The 15812-nt window shown below is 75.5% G+C and carries 13 protein-coding genes; 4 read left to right on the forward strand and 9 right to left on the reverse strand.

From position 1 onward, the window contains the following. Nucleotides 1-22 precede the first annotated feature (22 nt). Together helR and E9549_RS03465 are read right to left on the reverse strand one after the other, a co-directional pair. Nucleotides 23-2164 (reverse strand): RNA polymerase recycling motor ATPase HelR, encoded by a 2142-nt coding sequence (helR, locus tag E9549_RS03460; RefSeq protein WP_236825189.1) that lies wholly within the window; start codon nucleotides 2162-2164, stop codon nucleotides 23-25. Nucleotides 2165-2367: 203 nt separating this feature from the next. Then, nucleotides 2368-2595, reverse strand: coding sequence for a cation:proton antiporter (locus tag E9549_RS03465; RefSeq protein ID WP_236825190.1), 228 nt, complete (start codon nucleotides 2593-2595; stop codon nucleotides 2368-2370). A gap of 180 nt (nucleotides 2596-2775) precedes the next feature. Here E9549_RS03465 and E9549_RS03470 point away from each other — a divergent pair, with 180 nt between their 5' ends. After that, on the forward strand, nucleotides 2776-4323 hold the full coding sequence (locus E9549_RS03470) for an MFS transporter (protein ID WP_236825191.1): 1548 nt from the start codon (nucleotides 2776-2778) through the stop codon (nucleotides 4321-4323). A 236-nt stretch (nucleotides 4324-4559) separates the two neighbouring features. Here the strand turns inward: E9549_RS03470 and E9549_RS03475 are convergent, their stop codons facing one another. From E9549_RS03475 to E9549_RS03490, 4 genes are all read right to left on the reverse strand, one after another. Continuing rightward, entirely contained in the window at nucleotides 4560-4925 is a 366-nt protein-coding gene (locus tag E9549_RS03475) for a hypothetical protein (RefSeq protein ID WP_236825192.1), read from the reverse strand. An 81-nt stretch (nucleotides 4926-5006) separates the two neighbouring features. Next, nucleotides 5007-5987, reverse strand: a complete 981-nt coding sequence (locus E9549_RS03480; RefSeq protein WP_236825193.1) for a sigma-70 family RNA polymerase sigma factor — start codon at nucleotides 5985-5987, stop codon at nucleotides 5007-5009. 133 nt (nucleotides 5988-6120) lie between these two features. Continuing rightward, a complete protein-coding gene (locus tag E9549_RS03485; RefSeq protein ID WP_236825194.1) occupies nucleotides 6121-7887 on the reverse strand; it encodes a bifunctional UDP-sugar hydrolase/5'-nucleotidase in 1767 nt (588 codons plus the stop codon). 109 nt (nucleotides 7888-7996) lie between these two features. Continuing rightward, a complete protein-coding gene (locus tag E9549_RS03490; RefSeq protein ID WP_236825195.1) occupies nucleotides 7997-9646 on the reverse strand; it encodes a hypothetical protein in 1650 nt (549 codons plus the stop codon). A 232-nt stretch (nucleotides 9647-9878) separates the two neighbouring features. On the opposite strand from E9549_RS03490, the gene E9549_RS03495 reads away from it, so the two are divergent. The 3 genes from E9549_RS03495 to E9549_RS03505 all read left to right on the forward strand — a co-directional run bounded on the left by E9549_RS03495 (nucleotide 9879) and on the right by E9549_RS03505 (nucleotide 13129). Beyond that, nucleotides 9879-11186 carry a sensor domain-containing protein gene (locus E9549_RS03495; protein ID WP_236825196.1) on the forward strand — a complete coding sequence of 436 codons (1308 nt, stop codon included), beginning with the start codon at nucleotides 9879-9881 and terminating at the stop codon, nucleotides 11184-11186. Beyond that, a complete protein-coding gene (locus E9549_RS03500; protein WP_236825197.1) occupies nucleotides 11177-11821 on the forward strand; it encodes a response regulator transcription factor in 645 nt (214 codons plus the stop codon). The genes E9549_RS03495 and E9549_RS03500 overlap by 10 nt, the downstream gene beginning before the upstream one ends. Nucleotides 11822-11887: 66 nt before the next feature. Next, entirely contained in the window at nucleotides 11888-13129 is a 1242-nt protein-coding gene (locus E9549_RS03505; RefSeq protein ID WP_236825198.1) for a GNAT family N-acetyltransferase, read from the forward strand. Between the two features lie 84 nt (nucleotides 13130-13213). On the opposite strand, the gene argG is transcribed toward E9549_RS03505, so the two are convergent. From argG to E9549_RS03520, 3 genes are read right to left on the reverse strand one after another with little or no spacing between them, the layout of a single operon-like run. Then, nucleotides 13214-14665, reverse strand: coding sequence for an argininosuccinate synthase (gene argG / locus E9549_RS03510; protein WP_236825199.1), 1452 nt, complete (start codon nucleotides 14663-14665; stop codon nucleotides 13214-13216). 54 nt (nucleotides 14666-14719) lie between these two features. After that, nucleotides 14720-15298, reverse strand: a complete 579-nt coding sequence (locus tag E9549_RS03515; protein ID WP_236825200.1) for a hypothetical protein — start codon at nucleotides 15296-15298, stop codon at nucleotides 14720-14722. Next, the gene (locus tag E9549_RS03520) at nucleotides 15295-15786 is read right to left on the reverse strand and encodes a ribose-5-phosphate isomerase (RefSeq protein WP_236825201.1); all 492 of its coding nucleotides are present in this window, start codon (nucleotides 15784-15786) and stop codon (nucleotides 15295-15297) included. The genes E9549_RS03515 and E9549_RS03520 overlap by 4 nt, the downstream gene beginning before the upstream one ends. Nucleotides 15787-15812: the final 26 nt, after the last annotated feature.

A 15812-nucleotide genomic window follows, 5' to 3' on the forward strand; every position in this document is an offset into this window, starting at 1 on the left:
GGCGGCCGGCGCGGCTCGACCCTCACCGGCTCGTGAGGACGACGAGCCGCTGCGTCGCCCGGGTCATCGCGACGTAGCGATCCACCGCTCCCCCGACGCCCGGCCCGAACGCGTCGGGGTCGACGAGGACGACGAGGTCGAACTCCAGCCCCTTCGCGAGCGCCGGGGTCAGCGACCGCACCCGGGGCCGCTCCGGGAACGCGGGCGCCCCGATGACGCAGGCGGTCCCCCCGCCGTGTTCCGCCAGCCAGCCGTCCACGACCGCGTCCAGTTCCGCGACGGAGCCGTACCCCACCGGCACCCCCGTGCTGCGGACCGACGTCGGCACGTTGGCGTCCGGCAGCACCGCGCGGATCACCGGCTCGGCCTCGGCCATGACCTCCGCCGGCGTGCGGTAGTTGACGGTCAGCGACATCTGCCGCACCTCGGTGAGCCCGATCCGGCGCAGCCGCTCCGCCCACGGCTCGGGGAAACCGCGCCGAGCCTGCGCCCGGTCGCCGACGACGGTGAAGCTCCGCGACGGGCAGCGACGCAGCAGCACCTGCCACTCGGCGTCGGTGAGCTCCTGCGCCTCGTCGACGACGACGTGCGCGAACGCCCCGGCCAGCGGGTCGGCCTCCACCGCGGGCACGGCATCCTGGTCGACCAGGGCGTCGCGGAGGTCGCCGTGGCGCAGGCTGGTCATCAGCAGCAGCTCGGAGTCGTCGGCCGCGATCAGCTCGTCGATCACCGCCGACATGCGCTCGCGCTCCCGGGCCACGACGGCGGCCTCGCGCTGCCGCCGCCGCACCGCGCCGGCGTCGCCGAGCCGCATCCGGGCCGCGTCCAGCAGCGGCAGGTCGGCCGTCGTCCACGCCCGGGGGTCGCTCCGCTGGAGCCGCCGCACCTCGCCGGGCGCGAGCTCCGGTGCGCACCGCCGCAGGTAGGCCGGCACCGACCAGAGGTCCCCGACGACGTCGGCCGCGTCCAGCAGCGGCCAGGCCCGGTCGAGCGCGGCCCGCAGCTGCCGGTCCTGGCGCACCGCGGCGCGGACCAGGTCCGGGTCGACGTCGTCGTGCGCGTCGACCACGACGTCCACCAGCGACTCCCGCACCTGCTCGCGCGCCTCGTTGTGCGGGGTGCCGGGCTCCACCGCCTCGAAGGCCTCGGCCCAGTTCTCGACGGTCAGCCGGACGTCGTCCCACGGCGTCGTGACCGTCGTCCCGCGGGCCGGCGGCTCCTCGTAGAACCGGACGGCCGCCTCGATCGCCGCCACCATCCCCACCGACGACTTCAGCCGCGCCACCTCCGGGTCGGCCTCGTCGAGGGCGCCGGCCCCCTCGGGCACCAGGTCGCGCAGCGTGCAGGTGCGCACCCCCTCCTCACCCAGGCCGGGCAGGACGTCGGCGACGTAGGCCAGGTAGGGCTCGTGCGGGCCCACGAACAGCACCCCGCCCCCGCGGTGCCCCAGGCGCGGGTCGGAGTGGAGGAGGTAGGCCGCGCGGTGCAGGGCGACGACGGTCTTGCCCGTGCCCGGGCCCCCGTCGACGACGAGGGCGCCGCGGGAGCCGGCTCGGATGATCGCGTCCTGGTCGGCCTGGATGGTGCCGAGCACGTCCTGCATCCGGGCCGACCGGCTCCCGCCGAGGCTTGCCAGGAAGGCCGACTGGTCGTCGAGGGCGGCGTGCCCCTCCAGGCCGTCGGCGGTGAAGACCTCGTCCCAGTAGTCGGTGATCCGGCCGCGGGTCCAGCGGTAGCGGCGACGGCTGGCCAGCCCCATCGGTGCGGCATGGGTGGCGGCGAAGAACGGCTCCGCCGCCGGGGACCGCCAGTCGACGAGCAGCCGGCGGCCGGCGCCGTCGGTGAGCCCGAGCCGCCCCACGTAGACGGGCTCGCCGCCGTCGGCCGGGACGACCCGGCCCAGGCAGAGGTCCAGGCCGAACCGCCGCAGGGTGCGCAGCCGGGTGGCCAGCCGGTGCACCTCCAGGTCGCGGTCCAGCGCCGCCTGGCCGGTGCCGCCCCGGGCGGCTCGCTCGGCGGCCAGCCGTTCGGTGAGCTCGGTGATCGACCGGTCGAGGCTCACGGCGATCCGGGTGAAGTGCCGCTCGTCGGCTGCGGTCAGCGCGGGATCGGCCTTGGCGGCGAGGCGGTCGGGGAGGTCGAAGGCACGGGTGTGCACGGTCACGGCAGCGGCTCCGATCCGGGGCGGCCGCCGCGCCCGTCCGCGCACGGTCAGCCGGCCCCGGCGGACGAGTGTCCGAGCCCCCCGGGGTCTTGCCGCAAGCCCCGGGGCGCGCTATACGTTCGAGTGGGACGAAGGCACGTCACTGCTGCGCGGCCGGAAGCCGGTGAACAGGCCGTCGCGCCACTGCCCGCCCAGGGCGAGGGTCAGGCCGAGGCCGGTGCCGCTCGCGAGCACCAGCTGCAGGCCACCGGCGACGGCGATCCACGTCCACACCCGCGCCAGCCGCTCCAGCGAGAACTCGATCCCGATGTGAACAGCAGCAGGATGACGCCGATGTCGGCGGTGGCCTGCACCGCCTCGCTGCTGTCGACGACGCCGAGCTGGGCGGGGCCGATCAGGACGCCGGCCACCAGGAACCCGCCGATCGGCACCACTCCTCGCCGGCCCCGATGACGACGTCTGCCGAGGGCGACATGGCGACATGTCGCCCGCCGACGACGGCGGTTCCCGAGCCCGCCGGGCACCCGCGGAATCCCGGGTCGCCGCGGGCGTTGCACAGCAGCGGGCGCCGCACCGATGCTGGCGGCAGCCGTCCGAGGAGGATGACGCACATGACCGCACCACCTCCGGTCGGGGCGGGCCTGCGGATGGGCACCGCCCGGGGGCGCTGGGTGCTGCTCGCGACGGTGCTCGGCTCGGGCGTCGCGATGCTGGACGCCACGGTCGTCAACGTCGCCCTGGAGCGGATCGGGTCCGACCTCGGCGCCGACTTCGCGGGACTGCAGTGGACGGTCAACGCCTACACGCTCACGCTCGCCGCGCTCATCCTGCTGGGTGGCTCGCTCAGCGACCGCTACGGGCGGCGGCGGATCTTCGTCGTCGGGGTCTGCTGGTTCGCCCTGGCGTCGCTGCTGTGCGGGCTGGCCCCGAACATCGAGACGCTGGTGGCCGCCCGCGCGCTGCAGGGCATCGGCGGGGCGCTGCTGACCCCCGGCAGCCTCGCGATCATCTCGGCGTCCTTCTCCGGCCCCGACCGTGCCGCGGCGGTCGGTGCCTGGTCCGGGCTCTCCGGGGTCGCGGCCGCCGTCGGGCCGTTCGTCGGTGGCTGGCTGGTGGAGTGGAGCTGGCGGGCGGTCTTCCTGATCAACCTGCCGCTGGCGGCCCTGGTCGTCCTCGTCGCCGTCCGCCACGTGCCCGAGTCGCGCGACCCGGCCGCTGCGCCGCGGCTGGACTGGGCCGGGACGGCGCTGGTCGCCCTGGGGCTCGGCGCGCTGACCTACGCGCTCACCGCCGCCGGCGAGGGCGGCGTGGCTGCGGCGACCTGGCTGTGGGGCGCGGCGGGGATCGTGGGCCTGGCGGCGTTCGTGGCGGTCGAGCGCCGGTCGCGGCACCCCCTGGTGCCGCCGTCGCTGTTCGCGGAGCGGCAGTTCACCGCCGCGAACGCCGTCACCCTCTTCGTCTACGCCGCGCTCGGCGCGCTGTTCGTGCTGCTGGTCCTGCACCTGCAGGTGGTCCCCGGCTTCAGCCCGCTGCTCGCCGGCACGGCGCTGCTGCCGGTCACCGTGCTGATGCTGCTGTTCTCGGCGCGCGTGGGGGCGCTGGCCCAGCGGATCGGGCCGCGCCCGCTGCTCACCGCCGGGCCGCTGGTCGCCGCCGGTGGCGTGCTGCTCATGCTGCGGATCGGCCCGGACGCCTCCTACCTGCTCGACGTGCTGCCCGGGGCGCTGCTCTTCGGCGCCGGGCTCACGCTGCTGGTCGCCCCGCTCACGGCCACCGTGCTGGATTCCGCGCCCGACCGCTACGCCGGTGTCGCCTCGGGGGTCAACAACGCCGTCGCCCGGGCGGCCGGGCTGCTCGCGGTCGCGGTCGTCCCGGTCGCCGCGGGGATCGGTGGCACCGACTACACCGATCCCGAGGCGTTCGCCGACGGTTTCCGCGCGGCCATGCTGATCCTCGCCGGGCTCCTCGTCGCCGGGGCGCTGCTGGCGCTCCTGTACGTGCGCCGCCCGCTCGGGGACGCCGCTGCGGAGACGCCGGTGCAGCCGTCCGGCCCCGGGCGGGTCCACATCGAGGAGTACCCGCAGTGCCCGGTCGCCGGCCCTGCCGTGCTGCCGCGGGAGGACGCCCCGGCTCCCGGGGGCCGCTCCACCTCGTCGTGAGCGGGCCCGCCGAGGTCGGCCGGTGGCCGAGGACCCCCGACAGCAGGGTCGCGCCGCGGAGCGCGGCACGTGGGAGGCAGCGGACCGGCCGAGGCGGGACCGACGACGTTCCCGCGGGAACGCCCGCACGACCGGCGGCCGCGCGTGATCCAGCAGCGGAGGGATCGCGGGCCTCGGGCCGGGCAGCTGCGGGGTGAGCGGCCCGGGCCCCGGGCCCGCGTCCGGACCAGCGATCTCTACCGCGGCCGGCGCGCCGCCTTCCGGACCGCCCAGCCGCCGGCGGCGTCGGCCGCCCGCCGCCACAGCGGTGCGCGCCGCTGCTCCAGCCGCGCCGGCCGGCCCTCCAGCTCCGCCACCCGGGCCGCGTCCGGGCCGAGCACCCGCGGGCGGGCGGCCAGCGCGCCGAGCCCGTCGGTCAGCGCGGTGACCAGGTGCGCGACGTCCTCGGGCGCCGGCCGCGCCGTGCCGACGCACGTCTCCCCGCGCCAGAGGCCGAGGTCGAGCAGCCCCGCCTCGACGTGCCTCGACACCCGGACCGCCCGGCCCTCGCCGCGCGCGTCCCACGCCCACCGCCCGTGCACGGGCATCACCCGTGCCGCCATCCGCACAGGCCGGCGCGAGGCGCCGACCCGGTCAAGCCGGGGCGGACCGGGCCCGTCCCGGTGCGCCGCGGAGCCGTGGCCTCACAGCTCCGTCGGCAGCCCCAGGGCGGCGAACAGCTCGCAGTCGAGGTTCAGGAAGCTGGAGATGTGGGTGATCCGGCCGTCCTCGATCTCCAGCACGTGCAGCCCCCACGGCACGTGACCACCCCCCTCGGCCCGCCGGTACTGGGCGAACGCCGGCGTCCCGTTGGCGGACGTCTCGATCACCCGCGACCCCCGGCACCCGGCACCGGGGCCGAGCATCCAGGTGCCGATGTCCTCCCGCCCGCGCAGCCACATCTCGAACGGCGGCATGTGCTGGGTCGCGTCCTCGTGCAGCAGCTGCACGAAGGCGTCGATGTCGTACCGCTCGAAGGCGTCCAGGTAGCGGGCCAGCAGGGCGCGGGCGTCGTCGTCGAGGGTGCGCGGCGCCGGACGGCCGCCCGCGTCGGCGAGCGTGGCCCGGGCGCGCTGCAGGGCGCTGTTGACCGAGGCGACGGTGGTGTCGAGCAGCTCGGCGACCTCGTCGGCCTTCCAGCGCAGCACCTCTCGCAGGATGAGCACCGCCCGCTGCTTCGGCGGGAGGTGCTGGAGGGCGGCGACGAACGCCAGCCGCACCGACTCCTTGGCCACCGCCTGGTCGGCCGGGTCGCCGTCCTCGGGCAGGACCTGGCGGTCGAGGACCGGTTCGATCCACGCCGTCGCCGGCCTGCGCCCGCTCAGCGACGCAGGGACCGGCGGGTACGGGGAGCCGGCGAGGTCCATCGGCAGGGCGCGGCGCTGCCGGCCGGCGAGCTGGTCGAGGCAGACGTTCGTGGCGATGCGGTATAGCCATGACCGCAGCGCCGACCGGCCCTCGAAGTCCGACAGCCCGCGCCAGGCGCGGACGAGGGTCTCCTGCACCGCGTCCTCGGCGTCGAACACCGAGCCGAGCATGCGGTAGCAGTAGCCGGTGAGCTCGCGGCGGTGCTCGAGCAGCCGCGGGTCGAGCTGTTCCGCCGGGCCGATGACGGCACTGGTCACAGGAGTCACCCCTCGCGATCGATGTGGCGGTCAGCACACCACAGGCCACCGACAGATCGGGAGCCCCCGGAGCGCGGTGGCTCCGGGGGCTCCCGGCCCCTCACGCCCGTCCGGGCGGGTCGGTCTCAGCCCGTCACGGGAGCAGCGGCACCCCGTCGCGCACCAGCTGCCAGTTCTCGACGAAGAAGTCCGCCGGGTCGATCACACCGACCTCCTGGGCCCGCTCGATGAGCAGCTGGCGGATCTCCAGCTGCTCGTTGTAGACCACCGGCGCGGTGGAGATGTGCGGGAAGTTGCCCCCGCCGCTGCGGCGGTAGTTGTTCACGGCCACGACGAACCGGTCGCCGTCGGCCACCGGGGCCCCCTCGTAGGAGAGCCCGACGATCCGCGAGCCGGCCGGCTCCGCCACGTCGATCTCGTAGCTGACGCCCGACAGGATGTCGTAGTTGTAGTCGGGCCGGCCGCCGGCGTTGGTGATCGACCCGGGGTCGACGTCCCCGGTGGCCGGCACCTGGGTGAAGTACCCGGCGGAGAACTCCAGGTAGTCCCTCAGCTGGGCACCGGTCAGCTCCACGGCCTCGAGCGTGTTGTCGTAGATGTAGAGCCCGGCGATGTCGCGGATCGTGACGTTCCCGGCCGGGAACACCGCCTCCCGGCTGAACGGCGCCGCGATGGAGAGCACCGGCAGGTCGGCCCGGTCCGTGCCCTCCAGGGCGGTGGCCACGGTGTCGGTCTGCACGTCCTGGATGAAGTCCAGGATCGCGGTGTCCTCGTACCGGCTGGTGACCGCCGAGAGTTCCTCCGCCGATGTCGCCACCACCTGGTTGACGTACTCGACGGTGGTCGCGTGCGCCTCCTCCGTGGCGTCCACGACCTTCTCCGACTCCGCGACACCCGCGGTGCTCAGCGCCGTGGCGGAGGTGCCGACGACGTCCCACCGCCCGCGGACCCGCTGCAGGTCGATGTCGACCTGGGAGACGGTGGCGCCCCAGCGGTACGGCTGGGTGAGCAGCACCTCCTCACCGGTGACCTCGTTGGTGACGACCTGCGAGGCGGCGTTCCGGTGGGTGTGGCCGACCACCATCGCGTCGATGCCGGGCACGGTGCGGGCGATGACGTCCGACGGGTTCTCCGTGGGCACCTCGGGACCGTAGGAGGAGGTCCCGCCGACCCCGGCGTGCGAGAGGACGACGACGACGTCGGCCTTGCGGTCGACGACCGGCACCCACTTCTCCGCCGCCTCGACCATGTCCTGGAAGGTGACCCGGCCCTCGACGTTGCCCTTGTCCCAGATCGCCGAGCCCGGGGTGGTCAGGCCGATGATGCCGACCTTGACCGGCCGGTGGCCGGGGACGCGCATCGTCTCGATCGTGTACGGCTCCAGGTACGGCCGCGGGGTGCCGTCGCGGAGCACGTTCGCGCCGAGCACCGGGTGGTCGACGTCCTTCTCGTACGCCCGCAGCAGGTCCAGCCCGTAGTTGAACTCGTGGTTGCCGACGACCTGCGCGTCGTAGCCGATCGCGTCGTACGCCGCCGCCATCGGGTGCTCGACGCGGGTCTCGGTGACCGGCTCCTGCTTGGCGTAGTAGTACGTCAGCGGCGTCCCCTGGAGGAAGTCGCCGTTGTCCACCACGAGGACGCTCTCCTCCCCCCGCTCCGCGCGGACCGAGTGGACGACCGTGGCCACCTTCGCCAGGCCGGTCTCGAACCCCGCGTTCTCCGAGTAGGTGCGGTCGGCGAAGTAGTCCCAGTTCTGCACACGCCCGTGCAGGTCGGTGGTGGCCAGCATGGTGAGCGTCAGGTCGTCCGACGCCTGCGGCGCGGCCGCGGCCGGGCTCAGGGGCGCCAGGGTGAGCGCCGCCGCCGCGGCCGCCACGGACAGCGTGGTCCGCCGTCTCATCCGGTTGGTTCCTCTCGATCGATCGGTCCCCGTGACGGTGCGCAGGGGATCCGGGAGGGAGAGTAGGGACGGGCACCGACAGCCGGGCGGACGGCGGGTGACCGGAGCGCTACTGGTAGCTGATCAGCTGGGGATCGGGCTCCACGTCGCTGATCGTCTGCTCCGGCGTGAGCATCGGGATGTCCTCGTCGTAGAAGTTCTTCCAGCCCCACCACAGGCCCTCGGGAGCGCCCTGGCGCAGCGCGTTCCAGGTGCCCTGCTTGGCACCCTGCCCGCCCTGGCCGTCGGCGTGCACCATCACGGCCAGCTCGTCGCGGCCCAGGTCGACGCGGTCGCGGCCCGGGATCATGTCCAGGCGGAACTGGTGCAGCACCAGCAGCTTCTGCGGCAGCTGGTTCTCGCGGGTGAGGTCGGCCAGCCAGGTGACCACGCGGTTGACCTCCTCCACGTCCACCGACCCGATCTGGCGCAGGTGCACCTGGTCCGGCTCCAGCCGCCACTCGGGGTCCAGCGCCAGGCCGACGTGCGGCAGCTCCAGCAGCGAGCGGTACAGCTCGGCCTGGGTGACGAAGTCGGTCCGCCCCGGCTGCAGGTCGAGGACGACGTACATGCCGGCCTCCCCGGCCGCCTCCACCCACGGCCGCAGGAACTCGGGGTCGGCCTCCGCGGAGTAGTCGCCGTCGGGCCCGGCCGAGGCCGAGGCGATCGTCGCGATGATCTCGAACGCGGGCACGACCGTCTCCTCGACCAGTGGCTCGTAGGGCGCCGCGTGGGCCCGGGCCCGCTCGACGGCCGCCTCCACCGGCTGCTCGCCCATCAGGCCGAGCGCGGCGGTGCCGGGGTGGCCGTAGAGGGCGACCAGCAGCTTGCCCGGGAACAGGGTCTGCCCACCGCCGGGCAGCTGCACCCCGGTGGCGGCGGTCTCGACCTTCCAGTCCAGGCCGTCCTCGGCGGCGAAGCCCGCGCCGAGGGCGACGACCGAGCCGGGGTCCTCCTCGCCGAGCGCGCTGACGACGTCGGCGGAGGTGCGCGGGTCGGTGGTGCCGCCGGTGAGCAGCACCCGGGCGCCGGCGGCGCGGGCCGTCGCGATGCCGGCCAGCGAGCCGGGCTCGCCGGAGGCCAGCACGACGGTGTCCTCCAGCGACTCCGGGCGGGTGGTCGCCGGCAGTTCCCCGCCCGCGCCCTCCTCCGTCGGGTCCGCGGCAGCACCACTGCCGCCCTCCGCCCGCAGCGCTGCCGGCTCCTCGGGGTCGAGGGCCGCGACGGCCGCGGCGTCGCCGTCGGCCGGTACCGGCTCGCCGTCGGCCAGGTCGAGCCCGGTCGCCGCCGCCACCGCACCGGCGTCGGCCGCGACCGCCACGACGTCCACGTCGGAGCCGGTCAGCGCGGCGTCGCCGACGGCGAGCACCGCCCCGGTGCCCAGCCGGTCCAGCTCCCCGGTCACCGGCTCCGGCGTCTCCGCCCCGGTGGTGACCAGCAGCGGGACGCCCATCGCCACGGCCGCCGACGCGCCCATCAGCATCCCGGCGCGGTCGCCCTCGTCCGCCAGCACCGCGACGTCGGAGGAGCCGAACAGCGCGCGGCTGGTGCTCACCGCCGTCCCCACCGGGTCCTCGTCGGCGACGACCGTCAGCCGCTCCTCGGGAGCCGCCGTGACGGCCTCCGCGACGGGCGCCTCCGCGGGCTCCTCGTCGCCGGAGGAGGTGCAGCCGGCGAGCAGCGCCGCGCTGAGCGCGAGCGGGATGGTGCGAGAGCGCACGAGGGTCCTCCGTCGTTCGGGGGGCCGACGAGCGGACGGCACGTCGACGCCGGCGTGACAGCACCCGACAGTAGCCGTGGTGCCGCCGCGGCCGGGTCGCTGGACACGGCTCCGGCGGCGGTGGACCATCCCGCACCGAGATGACCGCAGCACCGCAGTCGGGACGGCCCGACCACGAACCGGCCAGCCAGCGGGATGGGTCCGGGAGCCGGCCCGCAGCAGGCTCGGGGCCATGACCGCGGACACCCTCGTGCTCGCCACCGCGGACGGACCGCTCCCTTCTCCCCGGCCGAACCGGCTGCGCCAGCTCGGGGTGGACACCGGCTACGCGCTGGCCGGGTTCCCCGCCGGGGTGGCCGCGTTCGTCGTCGTCGTTCCCGGGCTGGCGGCCGGCGCCGGCCTGCTGGTCGTCTGGGTCGGGGTGGCGGTGCTGGCCGCCACCCTGCTGGCCGCCCGGGGTTTCGCTACCGCCGAGCGGGCGTGGCTGCCCGCGGTGCTCGGCGAGGCCGTGCCCCGGCCCGTGTACCGCCGGGCCGAGGGGCGCCCGGTCCGCCGCCTGGTCACGCCGCTGCGCGACCCGCAGAGCTGGCTGGACGCGCTGCACGCCGTGCTCCGGCTGCCCTTCGTCATCCTGTCGTTCACGGTGACGGTCACGTTCTGGGCGGTCGCCCTCGGCGGCCTCACCTACTGGACGTGGGACTGGGCGCTGCCCGACGCCTCCCGCGACCCGGGCAACACCGACCTGCTCGAGGTGCTCGGCTTCGAGAGCACCGCCTTCCGGCGGATCGCGCTGTACGCGCTGATCGGCCTGGTGTTCGCCCTGCTGCTGCCGTTCGCCGTCCGCGCGGTGGCGCTGCTGCAGGCGGGGTTCGGCCGGCTGCTGCTCACCTCCCGGGCGGCGACGCAGGCCGAGATCGGCCGGCTGGCCGGTGGCCGGGACGCGGCGGTCGCCGCCGAGGCGGTGGCGCTGCGCCGGCTGGAGCGCGACATCCACGACGGCCCGCAGCAGCGGCTGGTGCGCCTGGGCATGGACCTCGCCCGCGCCCAGCGGCAGCTCGACCGCGACCCCGACGCCGCGCGGGAGACCCTGGGCGAGGCCGCCGGGCTCGCCCGCGAGACGCTGGAGGAGCTGCGCGCGCTGTCGCGCGGCATCGCCCCGCCGGTGCTGGCCGACCGAGGGCTCGCCGCCGCGCTGGCCGCCCTCGCCGCCCGCTCCCCCGTGCCGGTCGACCTCGCCGTCGACCTGCCCACCGAGCGGCTGGCCCCGGTCACCGAGAACACCGCCTACTTCGTGGTCAGCGAGGCGCTGGCGAACGTGGCCAAGCACAGCGGCGCGACGACGTGCCGGGTGCAGGTCACCTGCACCGGCACCCGGCTGCGGGTGGTGGTCGAGGACGACGGCGCCGGCGGCGCGGTCACGGCGCCCGGCCACGGCCTGGCAGGGCTGGCCGACCGGCTGCAGGCCGTCGACGGCGTGCTCGTCGTCGACAGCCCCCGCGGCGGGCCGACCCGGCTGACCGGGGACCTGCCGTGCGCGTAGTGCTCGCCGAGGACTCGGTGCTGCTGCGCGAGGGGCTGGTCCGGCTGCTCGAGGAGGCCGACGCCGAGGTGGTGGCCGCGGTCGCCGACGGGCCCTCCCTGGTCCGGGCGGTCACCGAGCACCGGCCCGACGTCGCCGTCGTCGACGTCCGCATGCCCCCGACGCACACCGACGAGGGCCTGCGGGCCGCGGTCGCGGCGCGGGCCGCGGCGCCGGGCACCGCCGTCCTGGTGCTCTCCCAGTACGTGGAGGTCGCCTACGCCGACGAGCTGCTGGCCGACGGCGCCGGCGGCGTGGGCTACCTGCTCAAGGACCGGGTCGCCGACGTCGACACGTTCCTCACCGCGCTGGAGGACGTCCGGGGCGGCGGCACGGTCCTCGACCCCCAGGTGGTGGCCCAGCTGTTCGCGCGCCGCCGGGCCGACGACCCGGTGCGCCGGCTCACCCCGCGGGAACGCGAGGTGCTCGGCCTGATCGCCGAGGGCCGCTCGAACACCGCGATCGCCCGGGCGCTGGTGGTCACGCCGGGAGCGGTGGAGAAGCACACCCAGCACATCTTCGCAAAGCTCGGGCTCGGCCAGGACGAGGACCAGCACCGCCGGGTGCTGGCGACGCTGGCGTACCTGCGCGGATGACCGGTGCCCCGGCCCGGCGCCGAACTCGTTGGCGGAGCGTCGGACCCGAGCGGTAGACACGTCGGCGTGACCGATGTCGACGCCCGCCTCCGCCCGGTGACCCTCGACGAGTGGCCGGCCTTCGCCCACGCCATGCACGACGCGTTCGCGGAGGAGGCGCCGGCGTCCTTCGCCGAGCGGCCGTCGTCGGTGGCGGAGCTGGACCGGTCGCTGTCGATGTGGGAGGGCGACCGCGTGGTCGCCACCGCCGGCATCTACAGCCGCATCCTCGCCGTCCCCGGCGCGCTGGTGCCCTGCGCCGGCGTCACGTGGGTCACCGTCGCCCCGACCCACCGCCGGCGCGGCGTGCTCACCGCGATCATGCGCCGCCAGCTGACGGAGCTGCACGAGCAGCAGCGCGAGCCGGTGGCGGGGCTCTGGGCCGCCGAGTACCCGATCTACGGCCGGTTCGGCTACGCGCCGGCGACCCGGGAGGCCCGGTTCTCCGGCCGGACGGAGAGGTTGCGGCTGCGGCCCGACGTCGACCTGGGCACCGGCCGGGTCGAGCAGGTCTCCGCGGAGGAGTTCCGCCCGGCCGCCGTGGCGGTGCACGGGGCGGTGCACCGGTGGGTGCCCGGCAACATGGTCCGCGACGACCGCTGGTGGGACCGGCAGATGCGCGACGACCCCTCCGGCCGGGAGGGCGCCTCGGCCCGGCGGTACCTGCTCCACCGGGAGGCCGACGGCACGGTCACCGGCTACGCCACCTTCCGGGTGAAGGGCGCGTGGAGCGACACCGGCGAGCCGGAGGGCACCGTGGTCGTCCAGGAGGTGCGGGCGACCGGCACCCCCGCCTACGCCGCGCTGTGGCAGGTGCTGCTGTCGGTCGACCTGGTGCGCACGCTCAAGTACCCGGCCGCATCGCCGGAGGACCCGCTGCGCTGGCTGGTCACCGACGCGCGGGCCCTCCACAGCACGCCGGTCGACGGGCTGTGGGTGCGGCTGGTCGACGTCGACCGCGCCCTGGCCGCCCGCCGCTACCCGGCCCCGATCGACCTCGTGCTGGAGGTGCGCGACCCGTTCTGCCCGTGGAACGAGGGGCGCTGGCGCCTCTCCGGGCACCCGGCCGGTGGCTACTGCGCGCGCACCGACCGCGATCCCGACATCGTGCTGGGCATCGAGGAGCTGTCGGCGGCCTACCTGGGCGGCGTCCCGCTGGCCGCGTTGCAGGCCGCCGGGCGGGTGACCGAGGTGAGCCCCGGGGCGGTGACGCTGGCGTCGACGGCGTTCAGCTGGCCGGTGACGCCCTGGTGCCCCGACAGCTTCTGAGGAGCGCCGACGAACGCGCCACGATGCCCCCCGGCCGGACATCCCGACGCGCGAGATGTCCGACCCGGGGCCGCTGCCCGGCCGTCAGTCGGTGCCGGCCTCCATCGCCGCGCGGTCCAGCAGCTCCTCGTCGGCCGGGACCTGGCCGCGGGAGGCGATCGCCTCGGCGCCGCCCTCCTCGGTGACGTCGATCAGCCCGGTCGCCGCGGCCTGGGCCGCACCGATGGCCGCGTGCGACGGCGCGCCACCGACCATCCCGAGCCGGGCGTACTGCTCGAGCTTGGCCCGGGAGTCGGCGATGTCGAGGTTCCGCATGGTCAGCTGGCCGATGCGGTCCACCGGACCGAACGCCGAGTCCTGCGTGCGCTCCATCGACAGCTTGTCCGGGTGGTAGCTGAACGCCGGGCCGGCGGTGTCGAGCACCGAGTAGTCCTCGCCGCGCCGCAGCCGCAGCGTGACCTCGCCGGTGACGGCCATGCCGACCCAGCGCTGCAGCGACTCCCGCAGCATCAGCGCCTGGGGGTCCAGCCAGCGCCCCTCGTACATGAGCCGGCCCAGCCGCCGCCCCTCGGAGTGGTAGGTCGCCAGGGTGTCCTCGTTGTGGATGGCGTTGACCAGCCGCTCGTAGGCGATGTGCAGCAGCGCCATGCCGGGCGCCTCGTAGATGCCGCGGCTCTTGGCCTCGATGATCCGGTTCTCGATCTGGTCGGACATGCCCAGGCCGTGCCGCCCGCCGATGGCGTTGGCCGCCAGCACCAGGTCGACGGCGGAGCCGAACTCCTCGCCGTTGATCGTCACCGGCCGCCCCTGGGCGAAGCCGATGGTCACGTCCTCGGGTGCGATCTCGACCGCCGGGTCCCAGAACCGCACGCCCATGATCGGCTCGACGGTCTCGATGCCGGTGTCCAGGTGCTCGAGCGTCTTGGCCTCGTGCGTCGCGCCCCAGATGTTGGCGTCGGTGGAGTAGGCCTTCTCGGCGCTGTCCCGGTAGGGCAGGCCGTGCGCGACCAGCCACTCCGACATCTCCGTGCGGCCGCCGAGCTCGGTGACGAAGTCGGCGTCCAGCCACGGCTTGTAGACCCGCAGGCCCGGGTTGGCCAGCAGCCCGTACCGGTAGAACCGCTCGATGTCGTTGCCCTTGAAGGTCGAGCCGTCGCCCCAGATCTGGACGTCGTCCTCGAGCATCGCCCGCACCAGCAGGGTGCCGGTGACCGCGCGCCCCAGCGGCGTGGTGTTGAAGTAGCTGCGACCCCCGGAACGGATGTGGAACGCCCCGCAGGTCAGTGCGGCCAGCCCTTCCTCCACCAGGGCGGCCTTGCCGTCGACCAGCCGGGCGATCTCCGCGCCGTAGGCCGTGGCCCGGCCCGGCACCGAGGCGATGTCCGGCTCGTCGTACTGGCCGATGTCAGCCGTGTAGGTGCAGGGCACCGCACCCTTGTCGCGCATCCACGCGACCGCTACGGAGGTGTCGAGACCACCGGAGAAGGCGATGCCGACGCGTTCGCCGACGGGCAGGGAGGTGAGCACCTTGGACACGGCACAAGTATGCACGACCATGCATGGTCATTCACACCGCCCCGGCCGAGGCCGTCAGCCGGCCGGTGGTCGCATCGCGTATCGCCACTCCCCGCGCCGGGGCCGACCGGGCAGGGCCAGCCGCCCGGTCGCCCAGAGCAGGTCGGCCAGCGGGTCGTCGCCCGCGGGGACGTCCGGGAACAGCCGGTCCCGCACCGCCCCGGCGACCTCGGCCGGCGGCTGCCAGTCCAGGCCGACCGCGCCCGCGACGTCGGCGCCGTGGACCAGCAGCTCGGCGCAGGCGATCGCGGCGAACCCGGTCGGGTCCGCGACGCCGTGGGAGTGCCACCCGCGCTCCCCCGGCGCCGCGCCGTCCAGCGTGCGCGCCAGCACCTCACCCCAGGCGGCGAGGCTCCGGGACGTCGTCCCCAGGCCGGCGTCCGGCCGCGCCACGAGGTCGGCGGCGCTGACCTCGCCGGCGCCGGCGGCGAGGTCGTGGGAGTACCAGGCCAGGGCAGCGGCCACGTGGTGGACCACGCCGGTGACCGGCCGCCCCATGACCGGCACCGGGGCCGACCCGTCCGGCACCCGGTCGAGCAGGTCCCCGACGACGGCGAGCGCCGTGCGGACCGCGCCGCCGCCGAGACCGCTCACGGGTGCTGGGACCGGGTGGGCAGCCCACCCGCGGGGCGGTGCCGGTCGCGCTCGTAGTCGCTGATCAGGCCGATCCGCCGGACGTGCCGCTCGTCGCCGCTGAACGGCGTCCCGAGGAACTCCAGCACGAGGGCCGTGGCCTCCTCGTCGCTGTGCTGGCGGGCGCCGACGGCGACCACGTTCGCGTCGTTGTGCTCGCGGGCCAGCCGCGCGGTCGCGGTGTTCCAGACCAGCGCGGCGCGGACACCGGGCACCTTGTTCGCGGCCATCTGCTCGCCGTTGCCCGAGCCCCCGATGACGACGCCGAGGGTGCCCGGCTCGGCGACGGTCCGCTCCCCCACCTCGAAGCAGAACGGCGGGTAGTCGTCCTGGGCGTCGTACTCGAAAGCGCCGCAGTCGACCGGCTCGTGGCCGGCCTCGGCAAGCGCCCGCTTGAGGTGCTCCTTGAACTCCAGGCCCGCGTGGTCGGTGCCGATGAAGACGCGCATGACCGGCAGTCTGTCAGGCTGCGACC

Source organism: Blastococcus sp. MG754426, assembly GCF_021699055.1.
In the GTDB taxonomy this organism is placed as follows: Bacteria; Actinomycetota; Actinomycetes; order Mycobacteriales; family Geodermatophilaceae; genus Blastococcus.